Origin of the sequence: Mycolicibacterium houstonense, assembly GCF_900078665.2 — a bacterium.
GTDB classification, from domain to species: Bacteria; Actinomycetota; Actinomycetes; order Mycobacteriales; family Mycobacteriaceae; genus Mycobacterium; species Mycobacterium houstonense.
In genome coordinates this window covers 2,866,795-2,886,788 of record NZ_LT546207.1, presented here as the reverse complement: position 1 = coordinate 2,886,788, position 19,994 = coordinate 2,866,795, and the positions used below count along the sequence as shown (strand labels likewise).

The 19,994-nt window shown below is 67.0% G+C and carries 21 protein-coding genes and 1 pseudogene; 9 read left to right on the top strand and 13 right to left on the bottom strand.

Annotated features, from left to right (window positions below):
- Nucleotides 1-4: 4 nt before the first annotated feature.
- The 4 genes from sigJ to metG form a co-directional block, all read right to left on the bottom strand.
- Nucleotides 5-931: an RNA polymerase sigma factor SigJ gene (gene sigJ / locus BN4332_RS14550; RefSeq protein WP_066899086.1), complete on the bottom strand. Its 927-nt coding sequence runs from the start codon at nucleotides 929-931 to the stop codon at nucleotides 5-7.
- Nucleotides 931-2,148: an NAD(P)/FAD-dependent oxidoreductase gene (locus BN4332_RS14545; protein ID WP_066899085.1), complete on the bottom strand. Its 1,218-nt coding sequence runs from the start codon at nucleotides 2,146-2,148 to the stop codon at nucleotides 931-933. Before BN4332_RS14545 ends, sigJ begins: the two co-directional genes overlap by 1 nt.
- 95 nt (nucleotides 2,149-2,243) lie before the next feature.
- The gene (gene gdhA / locus BN4332_RS14540) at nucleotides 2,244-3,593 is read right to left on the bottom strand and encodes an NADP-specific glutamate dehydrogenase (RefSeq protein ID WP_066899084.1); all 1,350 of its coding nucleotides are present in this window, start codon (nucleotides 3,591-3,593) and stop codon (nucleotides 2,244-2,246) included.
- Between the two features lies 1 nt (nucleotide 3,594).
- Nucleotides 3,595-5,142, bottom strand: coding sequence for a methionine--tRNA ligase (gene metG, locus BN4332_RS14535; RefSeq protein ID WP_066899083.1), 1,548 nt, complete (start codon nucleotides 5,140-5,142; stop codon nucleotides 3,595-3,597).
- A gap of 25 nt (nucleotides 5,143-5,167) precedes the next feature.
- On the opposite strand from metG, the gene BN4332_RS14530 reads away from it, so the two are divergent.
- The 3 genes from BN4332_RS14530 to rsmA all read left to right on the top strand — a co-directional run bounded on the left by BN4332_RS14530 (nucleotide 5,168) and on the right by rsmA (nucleotide 8,145).
- Entirely contained in the window at nucleotides 5,168-6,022 is an 855-nt protein-coding gene (locus tag BN4332_RS14530; protein WP_066899082.1) for a TatD family hydrolase, read from the top strand.
- Nucleotides 6,023-6,115: 93 nt separating this feature from the next.
- Nucleotides 6,116-7,243 carry a resuscitation-promoting factor gene (locus BN4332_RS14525; protein WP_066899081.1) on the top strand — a complete coding sequence of 376 codons (1,128 nt, stop codon included), beginning with the start codon at nucleotides 6,116-6,118 and terminating at the stop codon, nucleotides 7,241-7,243.
- A complete protein-coding gene (rsmA, locus tag BN4332_RS14520) occupies nucleotides 7,240-8,145 on the top strand; it encodes a 16S rRNA (adenine(1518)-N(6)/adenine(1519)-N(6))-dimethyltransferase RsmA (protein ID WP_066899080.1) in 906 nt (301 codons plus the stop codon). The genes BN4332_RS14525 and rsmA overlap by 4 nt, the downstream gene beginning before the upstream one ends.
- 56 nt (nucleotides 8,146-8,201) lie before the next feature.
- Here the strand turns inward: rsmA and BN4332_RS14515 are convergent, their stop codons facing one another.
- Complete coding sequence (locus tag BN4332_RS14515) at nucleotides 8,202-9,062, bottom strand: serine/threonine-protein kinase (RefSeq protein ID WP_066899079.1); 861 nt, start codon at nucleotides 9,060-9,062, stop codon at nucleotides 8,202-8,204.
- Nucleotides 9,063-9,117: 55 nt separating this feature from the next.
- On the opposite strand from BN4332_RS14515, the pseudogene ispE reads away from it, so the two are divergent.
- The 4 genes and pseudogenes from ispE to BN4332_RS14495 form a co-directional block, all read left to right on the top strand.
- Nucleotides 9,118-9,621: pseudogene (ispE, locus tag BN4332_RS14510) on the top strand (4-(cytidine 5'-diphospho)-2-C-methyl-D-erythritol kinase); the annotation flags it as partial.
- A 357-nt stretch (nucleotides 9,622-9,978) separates the two neighbouring features.
- A complete protein-coding gene (locus BN4332_RS14505) occupies nucleotides 9,979-11,616 on the top strand; it encodes a fatty acyl-AMP ligase (protein WP_066899078.1) in 1,638 nt (545 codons plus the stop codon).
- Between the two features lie 241 nt (nucleotides 11,617-11,857).
- Entirely contained in the window at nucleotides 11,858-12,292 is a 435-nt protein-coding gene (locus BN4332_RS14500; RefSeq protein ID WP_066899077.1) for a DUF4189 domain-containing protein, read from the top strand.
- Nucleotides 12,292-12,594, top strand: a complete 303-nt coding sequence (locus BN4332_RS14495; protein WP_235654096.1) for a hypothetical protein — start codon at nucleotides 12,292-12,294, stop codon at nucleotides 12,592-12,594. The genes BN4332_RS14500 and BN4332_RS14495 overlap by 1 nt, the downstream gene beginning before the upstream one ends.
- Before the next feature lie 13 nt (nucleotides 12,595-12,607).
- Here the strand turns inward: BN4332_RS14495 and BN4332_RS33240 are convergent, their stop codons facing one another.
- Together BN4332_RS33240 and BN4332_RS14490 are read right to left on the bottom strand one after the other, a co-directional pair.
- The gene (locus BN4332_RS33240; protein ID WP_160110862.1) at nucleotides 12,608-12,778 is read right to left on the bottom strand and encodes a hypothetical protein; all 171 of its coding nucleotides are present in this window, start codon (nucleotides 12,776-12,778) and stop codon (nucleotides 12,608-12,610) included.
- Nucleotides 12,778-13,302, bottom strand: coding sequence for a DUF6611 family protein (locus BN4332_RS14490; protein WP_066899076.1), 525 nt, complete (start codon nucleotides 13,300-13,302; stop codon nucleotides 12,778-12,780). Before BN4332_RS14490 ends, BN4332_RS33240 begins: the two co-directional genes overlap by 1 nt.
- A gap of 109 nt (nucleotides 13,303-13,411) precedes the next feature.
- On the opposite strand from BN4332_RS14490, the gene BN4332_RS14485 reads away from it, so the two are divergent.
- Nucleotides 13,412-14,446, top strand: coding sequence for a 4Fe-4S binding protein (locus BN4332_RS14485; RefSeq protein WP_066899075.1), 1,035 nt, complete (start codon nucleotides 13,412-13,414; stop codon nucleotides 14,444-14,446).
- Between the two features lie 70 nt (nucleotides 14,447-14,516).
- Nucleotides 14,517-15,602: a metallophosphoesterase family protein gene (locus BN4332_RS14480; protein WP_066899074.1), complete on the top strand. Its 1,086-nt coding sequence runs from the start codon at nucleotides 14,517-14,519 to the stop codon at nucleotides 15,600-15,602.
- A gap of 3 nt (nucleotides 15,603-15,605) precedes the next feature.
- On the opposite strand, the gene pth is transcribed toward BN4332_RS14480, so the two are convergent.
- The 6 genes from pth to BN4332_RS14450 all read right to left on the bottom strand — a co-directional run bounded on the left by pth (nucleotide 15,606) and on the right by BN4332_RS14450 (nucleotide 19,896).
- Complete coding sequence (pth, locus tag BN4332_RS14475) at nucleotides 15,606-16,181, bottom strand: aminoacyl-tRNA hydrolase (protein ID WP_066899073.1); 576 nt, start codon at nucleotides 16,179-16,181, stop codon at nucleotides 15,606-15,608.
- Between the two features lie 32 nt (nucleotides 16,182-16,213).
- Nucleotides 16,214-16,870, bottom strand: a complete 657-nt coding sequence (locus tag BN4332_RS14470) for a 50S ribosomal protein L25/general stress protein Ctc (RefSeq protein WP_066899072.1) — start codon at nucleotides 16,868-16,870, stop codon at nucleotides 16,214-16,216.
- A gap of 169 nt (nucleotides 16,871-17,039) precedes the next feature.
- On the bottom strand, nucleotides 17,040-17,912 hold the full coding sequence (locus BN4332_RS14465; RefSeq protein ID WP_066899143.1) for an oxidoreductase: 873 nt from the start codon (nucleotides 17,910-17,912) through the stop codon (nucleotides 17,040-17,042).
- Between the two features lie 24 nt (nucleotides 17,913-17,936).
- Nucleotides 17,937-18,581: an LpqN/LpqT family lipoprotein gene (locus tag BN4332_RS14460; protein ID WP_066899071.1), complete on the bottom strand. Its 645-nt coding sequence runs from the start codon at nucleotides 18,579-18,581 to the stop codon at nucleotides 17,937-17,939.
- Nucleotides 18,578-18,916, bottom strand: a complete 339-nt coding sequence (gene arsC / locus BN4332_RS14455) for an arsenate reductase (glutaredoxin) (protein ID WP_066899070.1) — start codon at nucleotides 18,914-18,916, stop codon at nucleotides 18,578-18,580. Before arsC ends, BN4332_RS14460 begins: the two co-directional genes overlap by 4 nt.
- Nucleotides 18,916-19,896 carry a ribose-phosphate diphosphokinase gene (locus BN4332_RS14450; RefSeq protein ID WP_066899069.1) on the bottom strand — a complete coding sequence of 327 codons (981 nt, stop codon included), beginning with the start codon at nucleotides 19,894-19,896 and terminating at the stop codon, nucleotides 18,916-18,918. Before BN4332_RS14450 ends, arsC begins: the two co-directional genes overlap by 1 nt.
- Nucleotides 19,897-19,994: the final 98 nt, after the last annotated feature.

The following is a 19,994-nucleotide window of genomic DNA, read 5'->3' as shown; positions in this document are numbered from 1 at the left end:
AAGGCTAGCGGCTGATCACCCGCGGGATGTCGATGCCGGTCAGCTTGTCCGGGTTGCGCATCGCATAGAAGTGGGTGATCTTGCCGTCGACGACCTCCACGGTGACGACGCCCTCGAAACTGTCCTCGAGGTACAGCTTGAACGCGGGGGCGTTGTTGTAGGTCGTCGGCTCGAAGCGGCCGCCCTGGTGGACGAACCGCATCAGACCCACCACCAGCTTGGCCACCGACTGTGCCCCGGACACCGGCCTGCGCGCCGCGCTGCGCTTGCCGTCGCTGTCGGCGGTCCACACCACGTCCGGTGCGAGCAACTCCAGCAACACGGCCATGTCACCGGTGGTCGCCGCGGCGAAAAACCGTTGAGTGACCTCCGTGGACACCTGCGGGTCGACCGGATCGAACCGCTTGCGCCGCGACTGCACGTGGTTGCGGGCCCGGTGGGCCATCTGGCGCACCGACGCACTGGTTTTGCCGATCGCCGAGGCGATTTCGTCGTGACTGAATCCGAACACCTCGCGCAACACGAACACGGCGCGCTCATCAGGCGTCAGCGTCTCGAGCACCACCAGCATGGCCATCGAAACCGACTCGGCCAGCACCACATCCGCTGACGGATCGCCCGCGTCGCCGAAACTGGTCGGCGCCAGCAGCAGTGGTTCGGGCAGCCACGGGCCCACGTACTCCTCGCGGCGCCGGGATTCGGCGCGGAGCGCATTGAGGGCCTGGCGGGTGACCAACTTGGCCAGATAGGCCTTGGTGTCGGTCACCGTCGCCAGGTCGACCTGCGCCCAACGCAGGTAGCTCTCCTGCAGCACATCGTCGGATTCGGTTGCCGATCCGAGGATTTCGTAGGCGATGGTGAACAGCAGCGGCCGCAGCAGCGTGAACCGTTCGGCGTGCTCGTCCGAGTTACCTGCGCTGGGATGTGTCATCAGTTGTTCGTGCTCCTCGCGTCGGCGCCGACGTAGCTTTCCCGGCGTGCCTCGGCGAGCTGGCGTTCCCGGTTGCCACCCTTGAACCAGAAGTAGGACCCCGGCTTGCGGCCTTCCTTGGCCAGGAACGTGATGGTCGCACGGCACACCTGCTCCTTGAAGTAGGCGCCCGTGCGTCCCCCGATGAACACGCGGCGCGGGCTGTCGTCCGAGTGGCAGAGCTGCACGGTTCCCGCGTTGCGGCCGCCGCTCACGCACTGTCCGGCGAAGGCCTGGTTGAGCGGCTGGGCCGGAGTGCCCGCGATCCGGGCCAGCACGGTGTTGGCGGCCTGGACTCCCATCGGACCCGCCGCCTGGCAGCTCATCCGCAGCGGGATCCCCGACGGTGCGGCGGCGTCGCCGGCCGCCACGATGTGCGAATCGTCGACGCTGGTCAGGGTTTCGTCGGTGAGCAGCCGGCCCAGCTCATCGGTGCGCAGCCCGCTGGCCGCGGCCAGCCCGGGGACTCCGAATCCGGTGGTCCACACGGTTGCCGCGCTGGGCAGCCGGTTGCCGTCGGCCAAGGTGATCGCGTCGGGTTCGACTCCGGTCACCAGGATCTCGGGCCCGTCGATGATCGAGACGCCGAGTTTGGTCAGCGCCTTGACCACCGACCGACGGCCCCCGACGCCCAAGGATGCGCCCACCACATCGGTGACGAGGGTGACGTTGCGGCCGGCCTCGGCCAGCTCGCCCGCCGCCTCGATCCCGGTCAGCCCGCCGCCGACCACGACCACCGGAGCCGACATCGGCACATCCTGCAGCCGGGACCGCAGTCGCTGAGCTTGCTCGAATTCCGAAAGCGGGTAAGCGAATTCGGCAGCGCCGGGCACCGAGGCCGGCACCCCGCTGGTGCTGCCGACGGCGTAGACCAGGTAGTCGTAGTCCAGCACATCGCCGGAGGTCAGCTGCACCTGGCGGATATCGGCGTCGATGTACTCGGCACCGTCGACCAGCAGCCGCACCCCGGCGCCCAGCATCGTCTCGTAGGCCGCGGTGGCCTCGTGGTTGCCGACGGCCAGCTGGTGCAGCCGAATCCGTTCGACGAATGCGGGCCGCGGATTGATCAGCGTGACAGCCACTCCCGTTGCGCCCTGCAGCCGGTTGGCCGCCAGCACTCCGGCGTACCCACCGCCGATCACGACCACGTGGGTGTTCTGCGCAGTTCTTTCGGTCATCGGAGCGTCTCCTGTCCTCGAAGGCTTGTGCCCTCAAGACACCGCGCGGACCGGATTTGTGACAACCGCCGGAGGGGTGTGGCCTAGATCACTTTCTAGACCAGGCCCAGTGCCAGCATCGCGTCGGCCACCCGGATGAAACCGGCGATGTTGGCGCCGGCCACGTAGTTGCCCGGTTGTCCGTACTCGTCGGCGGTGGTCAGGCACCGGTCGTGGATGCGCCGCATGATGTCGGCCAGCCGCGCCTCGGTGTCGTCGAAGGTCCACGAGTCGCGCGAGGCGTTCTGCTGCATCTCCAGCGCGCTGGTGGCCACGCCGCCGGCGTTGGCCGCCTTACCCGGGGCGAACCGCACCCCGGCCTCCTCGAAGTACTTCACCGCGTCGGGCGTGCACGGCATGTTGGCGCCCTCGGCCACGATCTGGCAGCCGGACTTGATCAGGGCGGTGGCGTCGGCACCGGAGACCTCGTTCTGGGTGGCGCACGGGAGAGCGATGTCGCACGGCACCTCCCAGACGCTGCGGCCGGTCACGACGCGCGCCGCGCCGCCACGGGCCTCGGCGTAATCCTCGATCCGGCCCCGGCGCAGTTCCTTGACCTCCTTGAGCAGGTCGAGGTCGATGCCCTTCTCGTCGTGCACGTAGCCGCTGGAGTCCGAGCAGGCCACCACGGTGCCGCCCAGCGCGTGCACCTTCTCGATCGCATAGATCGCCACGTTGCCCGAACCGGACACCACCACCTGCTTGCCGTCGAAGGACTGCCCGGTGGAACGCAGGATCTCGTCGACGAAGAACACGGTGCCGTAGCCGGTAGCCTCGGTGCGCACCTGCGATCCACCCCACGTCAGGCCCTTGCCGGTGAGCACTCCGGACTCGTAGCGGTTCGTGATCCGCTTGTATTGGCCGAAGAGGTAACCGATTTCGCGCATGCCGACGCCGATGTCGCCGGCAGGCACATCGGTGTACTCGCCGATGTGCCGGTACAGCTCGGTCATGAACGACTGACAGAACCGCATCACCTCGGCGTCGGAGCGGCCCTTGGGGTCGAAGTCGGACCCACCCTTGCCGCCGCCGATCGGCAGGCCGGTGAGTGAGTTCTTGAAGATCTGCTCGAAGCCGAGGAACTTCACGATGCCGAGGTACACCGACGGGTGGAACCGCAGCCCGCCCTTGAACGGGCCGAGGGCCGAGTTGAACTCGACGCGGAAGCCGCGGTTGATCTGTGCGGTGCCGGAGTCGTCCAGCCACGGCACGCGGAAGATGATCTGCCGCTCGGGCTCGCACAGCCGGCGGATGATGGCGCCGTCGGCGTACTCGGGATGCTTGGCCACCACCGGTCCGAGGCTGGTCAGCACCTCGTAGACGGCTTGATGGAATTCCTGCTCGCCGGCGTTCCGTTGCGCTACTTCTTCGTAGATCGCCTGCAGTTTCTCGTGTAGTCCAGCCATGTCAGTCCATCTGGTAGCGGGGGAAAACCCCCGTCGGAGCGGGCAGTTCGGTGCCGGGCTTGATCCGGGCACCGATCGAGTCGAAGTCGCGTGCGTCGGTCGGCTGGCCCAGCAGGTCGAGCAGCTTGGCCGTCGAGTCGGGCATCACCGGCTGCGTGAGCAGCGTTGCAATGCGCAACACTTCGAGCGTCGTGTAGAGCACCGTACCGAACCGCTGTTGGTCGGCGGGATCCTCGGACTTGCGCAGTACCCAGGGCTCCTGGGCCGAGAAATAGCGGTTGGCCGCCCCCAGCACCGACCAGATCGCTTCCAGGGCAAGGTGCATCGCCGGCACGTCATAGTGGGCGCGCACCTGCTCGAGCAGGCCGTCGGCCAGCGCCAGCAGCGCCGTGTCGTCGTCGGTCAACGTTCCGGGGTCGGGCACCACGCCGTCGAGGTTCTTGGCCACCATCGACAGCGAGCGCTGCGCCAGATTGCCCAGTTCGTTGGCCAGGTCGGCGTTGATCCGGCCGATGATGGCTTCCTCGCTGTAGCTGCCGTCCTGGCCGAACGAGACCTCACGGAGGAAGAAGTACCGCACCTGGTCCAGGCCGAAGGTGTCGACGAGCGCGATCGGATCGACCACGTTGCCGACCGACTTGCTCATCTTCTCGCCTTTGACGTTGATGAAGCCGTGCGCGAAAACCCGCTCGGGAAGCGCGATCCCGGCCGACATCAAGAACGCCGGCCAGTACACGCTGTGGAACCGGATGATGTCCTTGCCGATCATGTGCAGCTTCGCCGGCCAGTACTTGCCGAACGCATCGGAGGACGTGTCCGGGAACCCCACGCCGGTCAGGTAATTGGTCAGCGCATCCACCCACACGTACATCACGTGGTCGGGATGGTCGGGGACCGGCACGCCCCAGTCGAACGTGGTCCGCGAGATGGACAGGTCCTTCAGCCCGCCGGAGACGAAGCTGACGATCTCGTTGCGGCGCACGTCGGGGCCGATGAACTCGGGATGCGCCTCGTAGTGGGCCAGCAGCCGCTCGGCGTAGGCCGACAGCCGGAAGAAGTAGGTCTGTTCCTCGGTCCAGGTGACCGGCGTGCCCGTCTCGATCGCGGTGCGGGTGCCGTCTGGCCCCTCGGTGGTCTCGTCCTCGGCGAAGAAGCGCTCGTCGCGCACCGAGTACCACCCCGAGTAGGTGCCCAGATAGATGTCACCGGCCTCGTTCATCGCGCGCCAGATCGCCTTGGACGCCTCATAGTGGTCGGCGTCGGAGGTGCGGATGAACCGGTCGAAGGAGATGTTGAGTTTCTCCTGCAGCCGCTGGAACACGTCGGAGTTGCGGTTGGCCAGCTCGGCCGCCGAGATCCCCTCGGCGGCCGCGGTCTCCGCCATCTTCTGACCGTGCACGTCGGTGCCGGTCAGGTAGCGCACGTCGAAGCCGTCGAGTCGCTTGAACCGCGCGATGGCGTCGGTGGCGATGTACTCGTAGGCATGCCCGATGTGCGGCGCACCGTTGGGGTAGGCGATGGCCGTAGTGATGTAGAAAGGCTCACTCATTTGGACCCCACCTTATGGTGTTGCCGTGGGTTCGAAACGCACAGCCAGGGAGAAGCCGCCCGCGCCGGAGCCGTTGGCGCCGTTGGTCGACGCACACACCCATCTCGACGCGTGTGGTGCGCAGACCGCCGAGGATGTCCGCGCGATCGTGGACCGGGCGGCCGCCGTCGGGGTCGGCCAGGTGGTCACCATCGCCGATGACCTGGACTCGGCGCGGTGGGTGACCACGGCCGTGGACGCGGACGACCGGGTCTACGGCGCGGTGGCGCTGCATCCCACCCGGGCCAACGCGCTCGACGACGCGGCCAGGGCCGAGCTGGAGCGGTTGGCCGCCCATCCGCGGGTGGTGGCGGTCGGCGAGACCGGGATGGACCTGTACTGGCCGGGCCGGTTGGACGGCTGCGCGACGCCCGCCGAGCAGCGGGAGGCCTTCGCGTGGCACATCGACCTGGCCAAGCGCACCGGCAAGCCGCTGATGATCCACAACCGCGACGCCGACGCCGAGGTGCTCGACGTGCTGCGCGCCGAGGGGGCGCCCGAGACAGTGATCTTCCACTGTTTTTCCTCCGGACCGGAGATGGCTCACACTTGTGTGAAGGCCGGCTGGGTGCTGAGTCTTTCCGGAACGGTCAGCTTCAAGAACGCCGCTGATCTGCGTGAAGCGGCGCGGCTGATTCCGCCGGGGCAGATGTTGGTCGAGACCGATGCGCCGTTTCTGACCCCGCACCCGTTCCGCGGAGCACCGAATGAGCCGTACTGCCTGCCATACACTGTCCGGGCACTCGCAGAGTTGCTGGACCGGACCGCTGAGGAGGTCGCGTCCGAGACCGCAGCCACTGCGGGGCGGGTGTACGGACTTAACGGGAGCGGCCGGGCGTAGTTGCCGGGTGTGAGCCTTTTCGTTACCGTCTTGTGATCAAAGCTCAACCGCCGGCGGTGCTCTATGCCGTCCGCAGCCGAAACGCGGGGTTATATGGACGCGCTCAACAAACTTCATGAATCTCGGTCGCCGCTGCTGCGCGGTGTGGTGGGGGCCCTTCTGGTCACGCTCACCGCGGCCGGGGGCTACGCCGTCGGATCGCACAAGACCGTCACGTTGAGCGTCGACGGCGCCCCGATGACGGTGACGACGATGAAGTCGCGGGTGATCGACGTGGTCGAGGAGAACGGATTTTCCGTTGGCGATCGCGATGATCTTTACCCCGCCGCCGACGAGTCCGTGAGCCAGGCCGACACCATCGTCCTGCGCCGCAGCCGGCCGCTGCAGTTGTCGCTCGATGGTCAAGACAGCAAGCAGGTGTGGACCACCGCTTCGACCGTGGACGAGGCCCTCGCGCAGCTGCGGATGACCGACAAGGCGCCGGCCGCGGCGTCGCGTGGCAGCCGGGTACCGCTGGGCGGTATGGCACTGCCCGTCGTGAGCGCCAAGACCGTCCACATCGACGATGGCGGCAAGCCCTCCACCGTGCATCTCGCCGCGCCCAACGTGGCCGGTCTGCTCGCCGCCGCTGGGGCGCCGCTGGAGCAGAACGACACCGTGGTTCCGGCCGCATCGACGCCGGTCACCGAGGGTATGCACGTGCAGGTCACCCGGATGCGCATCGAGAAGGTCACCGAGCGGATTCCGCTGGCGCCGGGCAATCAGCGCATCGAAGACGTCGAACTCAACATGAGCCGCAAGATCGTCGAGGATCCGGGCGCCCCGGGAACCCAGGACGTGACCTACGCGGTGGCGAAGGTGAATGGCGTCGAGACGGGCAGACTGCCAGTAGCCAATGTCGTGATCGCCCCGGCCCGTGACGGCGTGCTGCGGGTTGGAGCAAAGCCGGGCACCGAAGTCCCGCCGGTTTCCAACGCAGCGACGTGGGACGCTCTCGCGCAGTGTGAAGCGGGAGGTAACTGGGCGATTAACACGGGTAACGGATTCTTCGGCGGCGTCCAATTCGACCAAAACACCTGGGAGCGACAGGGCGGTCTGCGGTATGCTCCGAGAGCCGATCTGGCGACAAGAGAAGAGCAGATTGCGATTGCTACGGTGACGCAGGCCCGGCAGGGATGGGGAGCTTGGCCGACGTGTAGTGGGAGGATTGGGGCGCGCTGACTATTCGATTGCTCGGGCGGACCGAGATACGACGCTTGGCGAAAGAAATCGACTTTCGGCCACGCAAGGCCTTTGGCCAGAACTTTGTCCACGATGCCAACACCGTTCGGCGCATCGTGTCGGCCTCCGGTATCCACCGGAACGACCATGTGCTGGAAGTCGGACCGGGCCTCGGGTCCCTGACCCTGCCCCTGCTCGATCGCGGCGCGAAGGTGACCGCCATCGAGATCGACCCGGTGCTGGCCAAGCAACTGCCGGCCACCATCGCCGATCACTCACACAGCGAGATCAACCGGCTCACGGTCATCAATCAGGACATCCTGACGCTGGTGCCGTCCGACCTGAACGAGCAGCCCACCGCGCTCGTGGCGAACTTGCCGTACAACGTGGCGGTGCCCGCACTGCTTCACCTGTTGGCGGAGTTCCCGTCGATTCGCACGGTGATGGTCATGGTGCAGGCCGAGGTGGCGGAGCGGCTGGCGGCCGAACCCGGCGGCAAGGACTACGGGGTGCCCAGTGCCAAGGTGCGTTTCTACGGAAACGTGCGTCGGCACGGCATGGTGTCACCCACGGTGTTCTGGCCGATCCCGCGGGTGTACTCCGGACTGGTCCGCATCGACCGGTACGAGACCTCGCCGTGGCCCACCGATGCCGAGTTCCGCGATGAGGTGTTCCAGCTCATCGACATCGGGTTCGCGCAGCGCCGCAAGACCTCGCGCAACGCGTTCGCGGACTGGGCGGGTTCGGGCAACGAGTCGGCGGAGCGGCTGCTGGCCGCCAGCATCGACCCGTCGCGCCGTGGCGAGACGCTCGGGATCGCCGACTTCGTCCGGCTGTTGCCGGGGGCCAAGGAGGCCGAGGGCGAGGCCGCGGCCAAGCTGGAGGCGGCCCAGAAGGCCTAGCCACTGCTCCAACGTGAAGAAGATCGCGAGATTGTTCGACAATCTCGCGATCTTCTTCACGTTGGGCGGTCCAACGCCTCGCCGACCAGGCCGATGAACTCGGTGCAGGACGCGTGGCGTCGTTCGGCGTCCTTCGCCAGCGCCTTGGCCACCACCGGGTCCACCCCACGGGGAATCCCGTTGCCCCGCTCCGAGATTCGTGGCACCCGGCTGTGCAGGTGATGGTCGATCAGGCCCATCGCGTCGCTCGCGGTGAACGGTGGCGAGCCGGTCAGCAGTTCCACCGTCGTGCAGGCCAGCGCGTACTGGTCGGTGGCGCCCGACGGGGCCCGGCCGGCGAGCAGTTCGGGTGCCGAATAGGGCAGCGACGCCTGGATGTTCAGGTGGGCTTCGGGTGCCTGACGGGTGATCCGCCGGGCCGGATCGAGACTGAGGCGGGCGGGATCGTGCGCCAGCCGGGCGGCGACATCCTCGGCCATCGAGTGCGCCACCCCGAAGTCGATCAGCACCGCCCTCGAAAACGGTTGATCGACAAGAATGTTGGCGGGTTTGACATCGCAGTGCACGATCCCGCGACGGTGGGCGTGATCGAGTGCGCCGGCGATCTGGGCCAGCGCGGTCAGCCGTGTGGCGGTGCCGGGCAGATCGCTCACCGTCCCGCCGTCGACGAACTCCATCGCCAGCCAGCCCGGGCCGGTCGCGTACACCGTGACGATGTTGGGATGGTCGAGCCGGCGGGCGAAATCGAACTCGCGCTGCAGCCGGGCCTGGTCGCCGGGGCGGCGCTCACCGTCGAGAACCTTGAGCGCGACGACGGCGCCGTCGGGGTCAGTCGCGATGTATACGACCGCCGAGCCGCCGCGCCCGACGACTTGTGTTGCGGTGTATCCCGCGACGATCACCTCGGGTGAGGGCACCGTCTCAGCTTAAGTTCACCGACAACGGCCCCTGGGCGGCGATAGTGTCGTGGCCGTGTCAGCATCCGACGGCAGTACCGCCTCCGAATGGGTCCCCACCGGTTCGGTCACCGTGCGCGTCCCCGGCAAGGTGAATCTGTACCTGGCAGTCGGCGACGTGCGCGACGACGGCTATCACGACCTCACCACCGTGTTCCACGCCGTGTCGCTGCTGGATGAGGTGACGGTGCGCAACGCCGACATGCTGTCGCTGACGGTCGCGGGGGAGGGCGTGGAGTCGGTGCCCACCGACGAACGCAACCTGGCCTGGCGCGCCGCCGAGCTGTTGGCCGAGCACGTCGGCCGGTCACCCGACGTGTCGATCAGCATCGACAAGTCGATTCCGGTGGCCGGTGGCATGGCCGGGGGCAGTGCGGACGCCGCGGCTGTCCTGGTCGCGATGAACACGCTGTGGGAGCTCGGCGTACCCAGGCGCGATCTGCATGCGCTGGCCGCCCGGCTGGGCAGCGACGTTCCGTTCGCGCTGCACGGCGGAACGGCCCTGGGCACCGGCCGGGGCGANCCCCAGAGTGGAAACGGCGAGATGCGCCTTCGACGTCGGTCTGAGAATGTGACCCAGGCCTCAATTAACGCGAGGGTTTGGCCAGTTACTTAAGGGTCTCTTAAGATGATCGGCGGTGAATGCTAGCGGTCTTGCGTCGGATGCGACTTGTGCGCCCGCCACCTCTGATGGTGGGCGGTCGCGTAGCCGTAGGCGCGGACCTGGGGCATCACCTGATCGAGACATAACTGCTCCCCAATTGTGTGCGCGCGCCTACCCAAAAGCGGTGCACAGCGGGCGGAGCATGGATAACCGGGCAATTGCACCGCGCGCCCTGTCGCCGGTGTCGGGGCCGCGGAACCCAAGGAGGTCGTCGTGAGCAGATTCACCGAGAAGATGTTCCGCAACGCTCGGGAGAGCAAACGCGGGATGGTGACTGGCGAACCGCACGAGCCGATTCGCCACACCTGGGGTGAGGTTCACGAACGGGCCCGCTGCATCGCGGGTGGCTTGGCCGCCGCGGGCATCGGCCACGGCGACGCCGTCGGCGTGCTGGCCGGATTCCCGGTGGAGATCGCGCCGACTGCGCAGGGTGTGTGGATGCGCGGCGCCAGCCTGACGATGCTGCACCAGCCGACTCCGCGTACCGACCTGGCGGTCTGGGCCGAGGACACCATGAACGTGATCGGCATGATCGAGGCCGATGCCGTCATCGTCTCCGAGCCCTTCCTGGTCGCCATCCCGGTGCTCGAAGAAAAGGGCATCAAGGTGCTCAAGGTCGCCGACCTGCTGGCCGCCGACCCGATCGACCCGGTGGAGACCGGCGAGGACGATCTGGCCCTGATGCAGTTGACGTCGGGCTCGACTGGATCTCCTAAGGCCGTGCAGATCACGCACCGCAACATCCACTCCAACGCCGAGGCGATGTTCATCGGTGCCGAGTACGACGTCGACAAGGACGTCATGGTCAGCTGGCTGCCCTGCTTCCACGACATGGGCATGGTCGGCTTCCTGACCATCCCGATGTACTTCGGCGCCGAGCTGGTCAAGGTCACGCCGATGGACTTCCTGCGTGACACGCTGCTGTGGGCCAAGCTCATCGACAAGTACAAGGGCACCATGACCGCGGCGCCCAACTTCGCCTACGCGCTGTTCGCCAAGCGGTTGCGCCGCCAGGCCAAGCCCGGCGAGTACGACCTGTCCACGCTGCGCTTCGCGCTGTCGGGCGCCGAGCCGGTGGAACCGGCTGACGTCGAGGACCTCATCGACGCCGGTAAGCCGTTCGGATTGAAGCCGTCGGCGATCCTGCCGGCCTACGGCATGGCAGAGACCTGCCTGGCGGTGTCGTTCTCGCCGTGCAACGCCGGCCTGGTGGTCGATGAGGTCGACGCCGACCTGCTGGCCGCGCTGCGCCGGGCCGTGCCCGCCACCAAGGGCAACACCAAGCGGCTGGCCTCACTGGGCCCGCTGCTGCAAGACCTCGAGGCTCGCGTCGTCGACGAGCACGGTGATGTCATGCCGGCCCGCGGCGTCGGCGTCATCGAACTGCGCGGCGAATCGCTGACCCCCGGTTACATCACCATGGGCGGCTTCCTGCCCGCCCAGGATGAGCACGGCTGGTATGACACCGGCGACCTCGGCTACATCACCGAGGAGGGCAACATCGTCGTGTGCGGTCGCGTCAAGGACGTGATCATCATGGCCGGGCGCAACATCTACCCGACCGACATCGAGCGGGCGGCCGGCCGCGTCGAGGGCGTGCGTCCCGGCTGTGCTGTGGCGGTGCGTCTGGACGCCGGGCATTCGCGCGAAACCTTCGCGGTCGCAGTCGAATCCAATGCCTGGCAGGATCCGGCCGAGGTGCGCCGGATCGAGCACCAGGTGGCGCACGAGGTGGTGTCCGAGGTCGACATGCGTCCGCGCAACGTCGTGGTGCTCGGACCCGGCAGCATCCCGAAGACCCCGTCGGGCAAGCTGCGTCGCGCCAACTCGGTGTCCCTGGTCACCGGCTGACGTTCTCCCCGAGCGGCCGGGCCTGCTGCCCGGCACGTGCGCTCGCGGGCAGCATATTGCGTGTGCTCGCACTTTCTATTTGCGCCCGTCGCGACAACCTGATTTCAATGCGTTCTTCGCTGTGCAAGCGCGACCGGACATCCGCTGATTACTAATTCGGTGATAGCACGGTCGATTTGCCCATCGTTCATGCAGTGTTTTTGTATTCTGTGGCAGAAATCACTTTGACGAGAGGGCTGCAATGGTCAAATCCAAACGGGTTTCGGCGATCCTCGGCGTGGGCGTCGTCGTTGCCGGGATTTCCGCGGGCACCGCGTGGGCAGGTGGCCCGGGTGGATATGTGGAGGGCGACCCCGAAGACATGTTCGTGGCGGTCGGTACCGGCGATTTCATCAACACCATCGCGGGCTTCACCGCAACCGGTGACACCAGCGAAGAGGCCTCGGCGGCGGTGATCGCGGCGTGCGAAGCCGCCGGTGGCGTGGAATGCACCGCCGACGAGGTGACGAACGACAATCTCTGCATCGTGTCGGTCGCCAGCGACAGCAACTGGGTGGTGGCCGGTGGTGCCGGACCGACTGTCGAAGCTGCTCGTCAGGACGCCTTCAACCGTGCGGCGGCAAACAACACCCCGCTCGATGCGGATTCCCCCGTTGTCGTATCGGCCTGCCCCTGATGAGCGAAATGATGCCGGCGCGCTCCGCGCATGACGTTTCTGGTATCGCGGTCGTAGCCCGGAAGGGGAAGGACATGATGAAAGGTCGCGGTAAGTTTGCTTTTGCGATGGCGGGTCTGATTGCAGTGTCGGTAATTTCGGCTCCCATTGCGGCCGCTCGACCGACCTGCCAGGACACGGCCACCAAGACCATCTGCTCGACCAATGGCAGCACGTCGATAAAGGCGCGGCCCGGAACCACGGCGCCGCCCGCCAACATCCCGGTGTTCCCCTGGCTGGGGATGCCGGGCGCTCGCCGCTAGCACAAGACGAGCTTCAGCGCTGCGAGGGCGTATGTCCGCTGTCGGGCATGCACCCTCGCAGCGTGTTGTTCGGCATGCTCTCCGCCGCGGCGGCCCGGTTCTGGCGCAGCACATGCCAGCGCAGCGCCAACAGGATCGCGGCGGGTGCTGCCATCAGTGCGAGCACCTCGAACATGTCGGACATCAGTTCGCCTGCCGGGTGCTCGTGGCGCTGTCCTGCATGAGGTTGTAGACCTGCCACCAGGTCAGCTCGTGGTCGACGGCGGTGATCTCGCCGCGGGCGCGGTCCTCGTCGGCCCGCAGCAGGATCGCCGCCAGCGCGACCAGTCGGTCTCGCAACGCGCACGAATCCGGGTCGTCATAGCCGCCCATCGTGGTCGCGCTCATCGTGCGCACCCGGTGGTAGCCGCCACCGGACAGGCCGAGCGTGACGGCCCCGGTGGCCGCGGCGACTGCCGTGGAGATCCCGAACGCGAGCCAGGGTGACATCTGGCCAGCCAGCCAGATCTGGCACAGCAACCACAGCGTCATTCCCCACAGCGGCCAGCCTCGGGCCAGCCGGACCAGGCGGTGCTCGGTCCGGCTCAGGTCCGGCGGGTACACCACCAGGCGGTAGTAGGTGATGCCGAAGCGACCGGGCCGGACCTGCACGCAGCCCCACGGCCGGGAGCCGTCGAGTAGCGGGGTCAGCAGTCGGTTCGTGTCCATACCTCGGGTGTACCCCTGCGGCGTGGGTCTGCATCGGGGTCTGAACGCTTTCTTTACGCCGGTAGGAGCAATCCTTGCATGCTGAGTATAGATATCTATACTCAGATGGATGAAGCCGAATCTCCCGCCCCGGTTGGCCGACCATCCCACGGTGCGGGCGGTCCGCGCCCGTGCGGCCGCGGCGGTCCCGGACGTGATCGATGCCGACTGGTTGCGGCAGCTGTGCCTGGACTCCGGGGCCGACGACGTCGCGTTCGCCGCCGTGGACAACCCGGCCCTGGATTCCGAGCGGGAGCACGTGGAGATCGCGCTACCGGGAGTGCGGAGTTACATCTCGCTGGTGGTGAAGATGAACCGCGACAACGTGCGCTCATCGACCCGCAGCGTCGCGAACCAGGAGTTCCACCGCAGCGGCGAGATCATCAACGAGGCCGCCCACCGGATCACCCGGGCATTGGAGGACGCCGGCCACCGTGCGGTGAACCCGTCGGCCACCTTCCCGATGGAGATGGACCGATTCCCGGGGCGGATCTGGGTGGTGGCGCACAAACCCGTGGCGGTGGCCTCCGGTCTGGGGGTGATGGGGATCCACCGCAACGTGATCCACCCGAGATTCGGTAACTTCATCCTGCTGGCCACCATCCTGGTGGCCGCGCCGATCAGCAGTTACGGTGCGCCGCTGGACTATTCACCTTGTCTGGAATGCAAGCTCTGTGTGGCGGCCTGCCCGGTCGGCGCGATCGGCAAGGATGGGGAATTCGATTTCGTCGCGTGTTCGGTGCACAACTACCGCGAGTTCATGGGCGGGTTCACCGACTGGGCGCAGACCATCGCCGACAGCACCGACGCCGCCGACTTCCGCTCCCGGGTCAGCGATTCGGAAAATGCGTCGATGTGGCAGAGCCTGTCCTTCAAGGCGAATTACAAGGCGGCCTACTGCCTGGCGGTGTGCCCGGCGGGGGAGGATGTGATCGAGCCATACCTCGATGACCGCAAGGAGTTCATGGACCGCGTGCTCAAACCGCTACGGGACAAACGCGAAACCCTGTACGTGCTGCCGAACTCGGCGGCCAAGGCGCACGCCGAGAAGCGGTTTCCGCACAAGACCGTCAAGGTCGTCGACAGCGGGATCCGGAGGCGCTGACCGGACTTTGGAATCAGCCTGATCGCAACGCCGGACGGCGTCACCGCGGCGTGGCTATCGTTGCGCGGCGATGGCCACACAGCGGGAAGACTTTCGGCTCTGGGCGTTCGGTGACGCTCACGTCGGGACCGACAAGCGGTTCGGCCGGGAGAGCCTGGCCGATGCCATCCGCCAGTCCGAGTTCGGTGGGGCACAAGGCGGCCCGCCGTTCGACTGGGACATCGCAGTCGACGTCGGCGACATGTCCGGGGCGCATCACAGCCTGCCGGACGACGCCGAGGGAGATGAGGTACGCAGGCAGCTTTCGGTCATGCGCAAGCATCGCCGCGAGGATGTGTACTCGGTGTGCGGAAACCACGACCGCAGTGGGCTTTCCGAACCCGATGCATGGTGGTGGCAGAAGTGGGTCGATCCGCTCGGGGCGCACACCGCACACTCCGGTGTCGACGCCGGCGCCCGGCCGTACCCGGTCAGCGGGACCTGGGAACGGTACGCGTTCCGGGTGGGCAACCTGCTCTTCCTGATGCTCAGTGATCGCAACGAGCCGTCGCAGACGGTCGGCCGCGGCACCCTCGGCGGCAACCCCGGCGGCGTGGTTTCGTCCGAGACGTTTCGGTGGTGGGCGAACATGGTTGAGCAGAACCGCGATTCGATCATCGTCACGGTGCACCACTACGTGCTCAAGGACACCACTGTGGCATCGGGCGAGTGGGAGGGTGTGCGCCGCGGCGCCGACGGCCGGCTCTACGAGCACTACCACCGCCCGTTCCCGCAGGGCACGCCACAAGGAGCGTCCTACCTGTACTGGGTCGGCGGCAAGCCGGATTCCGGCGCCTTCGAGCGGTACCTGACGGAGCATCCCGGGGCCGTCGCACTCTGGCTGGCCGGGCACACCCACACCAACCCCGAGGACTCCCACGGCGGCAAGACCCACATCGAGCAGGCTTGGGGTGGAACGTACTTCATGAATGTGGCGTCGCTGAGTCGCCACCACATGCCGATCACCACGCTGCCGATCAGCCGACTGCTCACCTTCAGTCCCGGCAGCTCGCAGGTACGGGTGCAGTGCTACCTGCACACCGACCAGTACGCGCCGCAGGGCTGGTATGCGCCGGCCGAACGGACGTTGACTCTCGGGCGACCCTTCAGTTGGTGAGGATCACCAGGCGTGCACGGTGTTCTGGGCCGGCTCCAAGCCCTGGGCGATCAACAGCTCCGTGGCGTCGGCAGCCTGCTCGCAGATGGTCGGCAGCTCGGTGCGTTCGGCGGCGTTGAAGGCCTCGAGCACGAACGCCGCCGGGTCCTTGCGGCCGGGTGGGCGTCCCACGCCGATGCGGACCCGCTGAAAATCCTTGCTGCCCAAGGCTGACGCCACCGACCGCAGCCCGTTGTGGCCGCCCTCGCCGCCACCGACCTTGAGCCGGATGCGGCCGAAGTCGATGTCCAGCTCGTCGTGGATCACCACGATCCGGCCGGGCGGCACGGAGTAGAACTTGGCCAACGGCCCGACCTGACGACCGGACTCGTTCATGTAGCACCGAGGTTTGGCCAGCACCACCGGCGCTCCGGCGAGCTGCCCGGTGACCACCTCGGCACCGGATTTCTTGTGCACCTTGAAGGCCGAGCCGATGCGGGCGGCCAGTACCTCGGCCACCATGAACCCGACGTTGTGCCGGGTCTTGGCGTAGGCGGGCCCGGGGTTACCCAGGCCCACCACCAGCAGCGGCTCGGCCATTCGAGGAGTGTCCTACGTAGTGGTCCGGAGGCTTACTCGGAAGCTTCGGCAGCCTCGGCGGCCGGCTCCTCGGCGGCCGGGGCCTCGGCGGTCTCACCGGCACCCTCGGACTCGAGCGCCTCGGCGCTCGGAGCCTCGACGACGTTGACCACCAGCAGCTCGGCATCCGAGACCAGCGAAACGCCGGCGGGCAGCTCGATCTGGCCGGCCAGGATCTGGGTGCCGGCCTCGACGCCCTCGACCGACACGGTGAGGTGCTCGGGGATCGACAGGGCCTCGGCCTCGATCTCGATGGTGTTGGCGTCCTGGGTCACCAGGGTGCCCGGGGCGGCGTCACCCTCGACGGTGACGGTGACCTCGACGGTGACCTTCTCGCCGCGGCGCACGACCAGCAGGTCGGCGTGCTGGATGTTGCGGCGGATCGGGTGGATGTCCAGGGCCTTGGTCAGGGCCAGCTGCTCGGTGCCCTCGATGTCCAGGGTCAGCACGGCGTTGGTGCCCGAGTGGCGCAGCACGGCGGCGAACTCGCGGGCGTTGATCTCCAGGTGCTGGGGCTCGGTGCCGTGGCCGTACAGCACGCTGGGCACGTTGCCGTCGCGACGGGCCTGGCGCGAGGCGCCCTTGCCGGTGCGGGTACGCACGGTCGCGGTCAGCTTGTTGGGGATGTTCTTGGCTGCGGCCTTGGCCATGGTGTTGCTCCTCTGGATTGCGGTACTGCGGTCAGATCGTCAGCACGGCAAGGGTCGCAACACTTGAAGAAGTTCCCGCCGATAACGGTGGCCCAAATGGTCCACCCTCGCCGTGACGCCAGGTCAGGGTAGCAAAGACCGGCCCGTCCCCAAAAATCGTGCAGACGCCCTACAGGGGATAGGTGGTCTTGGTGAGCTGCTCGGACAGGTCCCACAGCGCCTTCTGAGTGGCGACGTTGCGGGCCAGCGGGCTGCGCCCGACGGGCTGGCTGACACCGAACTGGCCGAACCGCGGGCCGATGAAACTGTCGCCGGGGACATCCTGGGAGATCGCGAACAGTGTCTGGCGGGCACCGAACGTGGCGTCGCTGGCGAACATCCGGTTGGCGGTGGACATCATGCGCTCACCGAACTTGTTGCCGGTCTGGCCCTGCAGATTGGTGGCCGAATAGCCGGGGTGGGCCGCCACCGCACGCACCTGCGAACCCGAGGCCGTCAGCCGTCGTTGCAGCTCGGAGGTGAACATCAGGTTGGCCAGCTTGGACTGCCCGTACGCCAGCCACGCCGAATAGGGCCGCGACTTCCAGTTCAGGTCACGAAGGCTGATCTTCCCGATCCAGTGCATCAACGACGACACCGTGACCACCCGGTCGGTGATCTTGGGCAGCAGCAGGTTGGTCAGGGCGAAATGACCGAGGTGATTGGTGCCGATCTGGCTCTCGAAGCCGTCGACGGTCCGGCTCAGCGGCACGGCCATGATGCCGGCGTTGTTCACCAGCACGTCGACGCTCTCGACCGTGTCGGCGAACTCGTGCACCGAAGCCAGGTCCTGCAGGTCGAGTTTGCGTACCTCGACCTGCCCGCCCGTCATGGTCTCGGCGGCCGCGGTGCCCTTCTCCAGGTTGCGCACCGCGACGGTGACCTTGGCGCCCACCCGGGCGAGCTCACGTGCCGTGACGAGCCCCAGCCCGCTGTTGGCGCCGGTGACGATCACCCGGCGGCCGGAGTATGAAGGCAGGTCGGCGCTGGTCCATCCACTCATGCTGACCACCCTACGGTCGCGCCGTCACTTCTTCCCGACGTTGAACCCCGAGATGATCGATTCGATGTCCGGCCCCTGCGCCTGTGCCTCGTCGGCGTAGGTGGTGATGGTCAGCTGGATGAGGTAGCGCTGCGGCGGTTGCAGTCCGTCGGCGGGGATCACGACGCGGTTGTAGCTCTGCATGCGCTTGCCGTTGAGGTCGTAGCTGCCCTCGATCATCGCCGACGGGAAGCCCTTCCAGTCCGCGGTGGATGCGTTGAGCTGCTTGAAGTTCTCCGACAGTTGGGCGTCGGCGTAACCGTGGTCCTTGAGCGCCTGGGGTACGTCGAAATCCCCGTGCAACTTGAATGCCAGCAGCATCGCGGTCGGATAGGTGTCGCCCTTGGCGATCATCCGGGTGCCCGGGGCCAGGTTGGGGTTGTTGTACGGGTGCCAGCCCGGCGGGCTCGGCATGGTGACGGTCAGATGCGGGATCTTCTCCGGTGCGATGGGCTCACCCACCACGCCGGACTCCTCCAGGAACTGCCACAGTGGCACCGGCTGCTGGCCCGCGTCGGCGGCAGGGGTGGTCGAACTCGTCGTCCAGATTGACTTGTAGTCAGGCGTTTCGGCGCCACAACCGGAGACCAGGACGGCCAGCGCACCGGCCGTGGCGAGCAGCCGCTTCACAGAATCTCGCGCACCGAATCGATCGGCCGGGCCAACCGGGTGCCGTTGTCGGTGACGACGAACGGCCGCTCGATCAGGATCGGGTGCTCGGCCATTGCGTCGAGCAGCTCGTCATCGGACGCGTCGGCCAAACCCAGCTCGGTGTACAGGGATTCGCGCTTACGCACCGCGGTGCGGACGTCGATGCCGGCGTCGGTGATCATCTGCTTCAGCTCCGCGCGCGTCGGCGGCGTCTTCAGATACTGCACCACCTCGGGCTCGATCCCGTTCTCCCGCAACAGATCCAGGGTCTTGCGGGAGGTCGAGCACTTGGGGTTGTGGTAAATACGCGCCATTAGGCGGACCCGTCGAACAGCCCGGTCACCGAACCGTTCTCGAACACCGCGCGAATGGTGCTGGCCAGCAGCGGTGCGATGGACAGCTCGGTCAGCTGCGGGAACTGCTTGTCCTCGGTGATCGGCAGCGTGTTGGTGACGATCACCTCGCGGGCACCGCACTCGGCCAGGCGCTGGGCGGCCGGGTCGGACAGCACGCCGTGGGTGGCGGCGATCACCACGTCCTTGGCGCCGTCCTCACGCAGCAGCTTGACGGCGCCGGCGATGGTGCCGCCGGTGTCGATCATGTCGTCGGTCAGGATGCAGGTCTTGCCCTTGACGTCACCGACCACGCGGTTGGCCTTGACCTGGTTGGGCACCAACGGGTCACGGGTCTTGTGGATGAAGGCCAGCGGGACACCGCCGAGTGAGTCGGCCCACTTCTCGGCGACGCGGACGCGACCGGAATCGGGGGAGACGACCACCATGTCGGTGTCGGAGTACTTGTCGGCGATGTAGCCGCACAGCAGCGACTGGGCGCGCATGTGGTCGACGGGGCCGTCGAAGAAGCCCTGGATCTGATCGGTGTGCAGGTCCACCGAGACGATGCGGTCGGCGCCTGCGGTCTTGAGCAGGTCGGCGACCAGGCGGGCCGAGATGGGCTCACGGCCGCGGTGCTTCTTGTCCTGGCGCGCATACGGATAGAACGGCAGGATCGCGGTGATCCGCTTGGCGCTACCGCGCTTGAGCGCGTCGATCATGATGAGCTGCTCCATCAGCCACTGGTTCAGTGGCGCCGGATGGCTCTGCAGCACGAAGGCGTCGCAGCCACGCACGGACTCGTCGAACCGGACGAAGATCTCGCCGTTGGCAAAGTCCCGGGCGGTCTGGGCAGTGACCTCGATACCGAGTTCCTTGGCCACTTGCTCCGCCAACTCGGGGTGGGCACGCCCCGAGAACAGCATCAGGTTTTTTCGATTGTCGGTCCAGTCCGTGGCCACTATGGCTGCCTTCGCGGTTGGGGATCGATACGGAGCAATCGTACGTAGCGTTTCTGGTTGTTCGTAGCCGGGTTACCAGATTGCCAACACAAAACGTC

Coding starts and splice junctions, on each gene's coding strand:
- BN4332_RS14525 (WP_066899081.1), top strand. CDS start 6,116: ATGGACGCGCTCAACAAACTTCATGAATCTCGGTCGCCGCTGCTGCGC.
- BN4332_RS33240 (WP_160110862.1), bottom strand. CDS start 12,778: ATGTCCGACATGTTCGAGGTGCTCGCACTGATGGCAGCACCCGCCGCG.
- BN4332_RS14490 (WP_066899076.1), bottom strand. CDS start 13,302: ATGGACACGAACCGACTGCTGACCCCGCTACTCGACGGCTCCCGGCCG.
- pth (WP_066899073.1), bottom strand. CDS start 16,181: ATGGCCGAGCCGCTGCTGGTGGTGGGCCTGGGTAACCCCGGGCCCGCC.
- BN4332_RS14465 (WP_066899143.1), bottom strand. CDS start 17,912: ATGAGTGGATGGACCAGCGCCGACCTGCCTTCATACTCCGGCCGCCGG.
- BN4332_RS14470 (WP_066899072.1), bottom strand. CDS start 16,870: ATGGCCAAGGCCGCAGCCAAGAACATCCCCAACAAGCTGACCGCGACC.
- sigJ (WP_066899086.1), bottom strand. CDS start 931: ATGACACATCCCAGCGCAGGTAACTCGGACGAGCACGCCGAACGGTTC.
- gdhA (WP_066899084.1), bottom strand. CDS start 3,593: ATGGCTGGACTACACGAGAAACTGCAGGCGATCTACGAAGAAGTAGCG.
- BN4332_RS14485 (WP_066899075.1), top strand. CDS start 13,412: ATGAAGCCGAATCTCCCGCCCCGGTTGGCCGACCATCCCACGGTGCGG.
- BN4332_RS14495 (WP_235654096.1), top strand. CDS start 12,292: ATGAGCGAAATGATGCCGGCGCGCTCCGCGCATGACGTTTCTGGTATC.
- BN4332_RS14545 (WP_066899085.1), bottom strand. CDS start 2,148: ATGACCGAAAGAACTGCGCAGAACACCCACGTGGTCGTGATCGGCGGT.
- BN4332_RS14500 (WP_066899077.1), top strand. CDS start 11,858: ATGGTCAAATCCAAACGGGTTTCGGCGATCCTCGGCGTGGGCGTCGTC.
- metG (WP_066899083.1), bottom strand. CDS start 5,142: ATGAGTGAGCCTTTCTACATCACTACGGCCATCGCCTACCCCAACGGT.
- arsC (WP_066899070.1), bottom strand. CDS start 18,916: ATGGCGCGTATTTACCACAACCCCAAGTGCTCGACCTCCCGCAAGACC.
- BN4332_RS14480 (WP_066899074.1), top strand. CDS start 14,517: ATGGCCACACAGCGGGAAGACTTTCGGCTCTGGGCGTTCGGTGACGCT.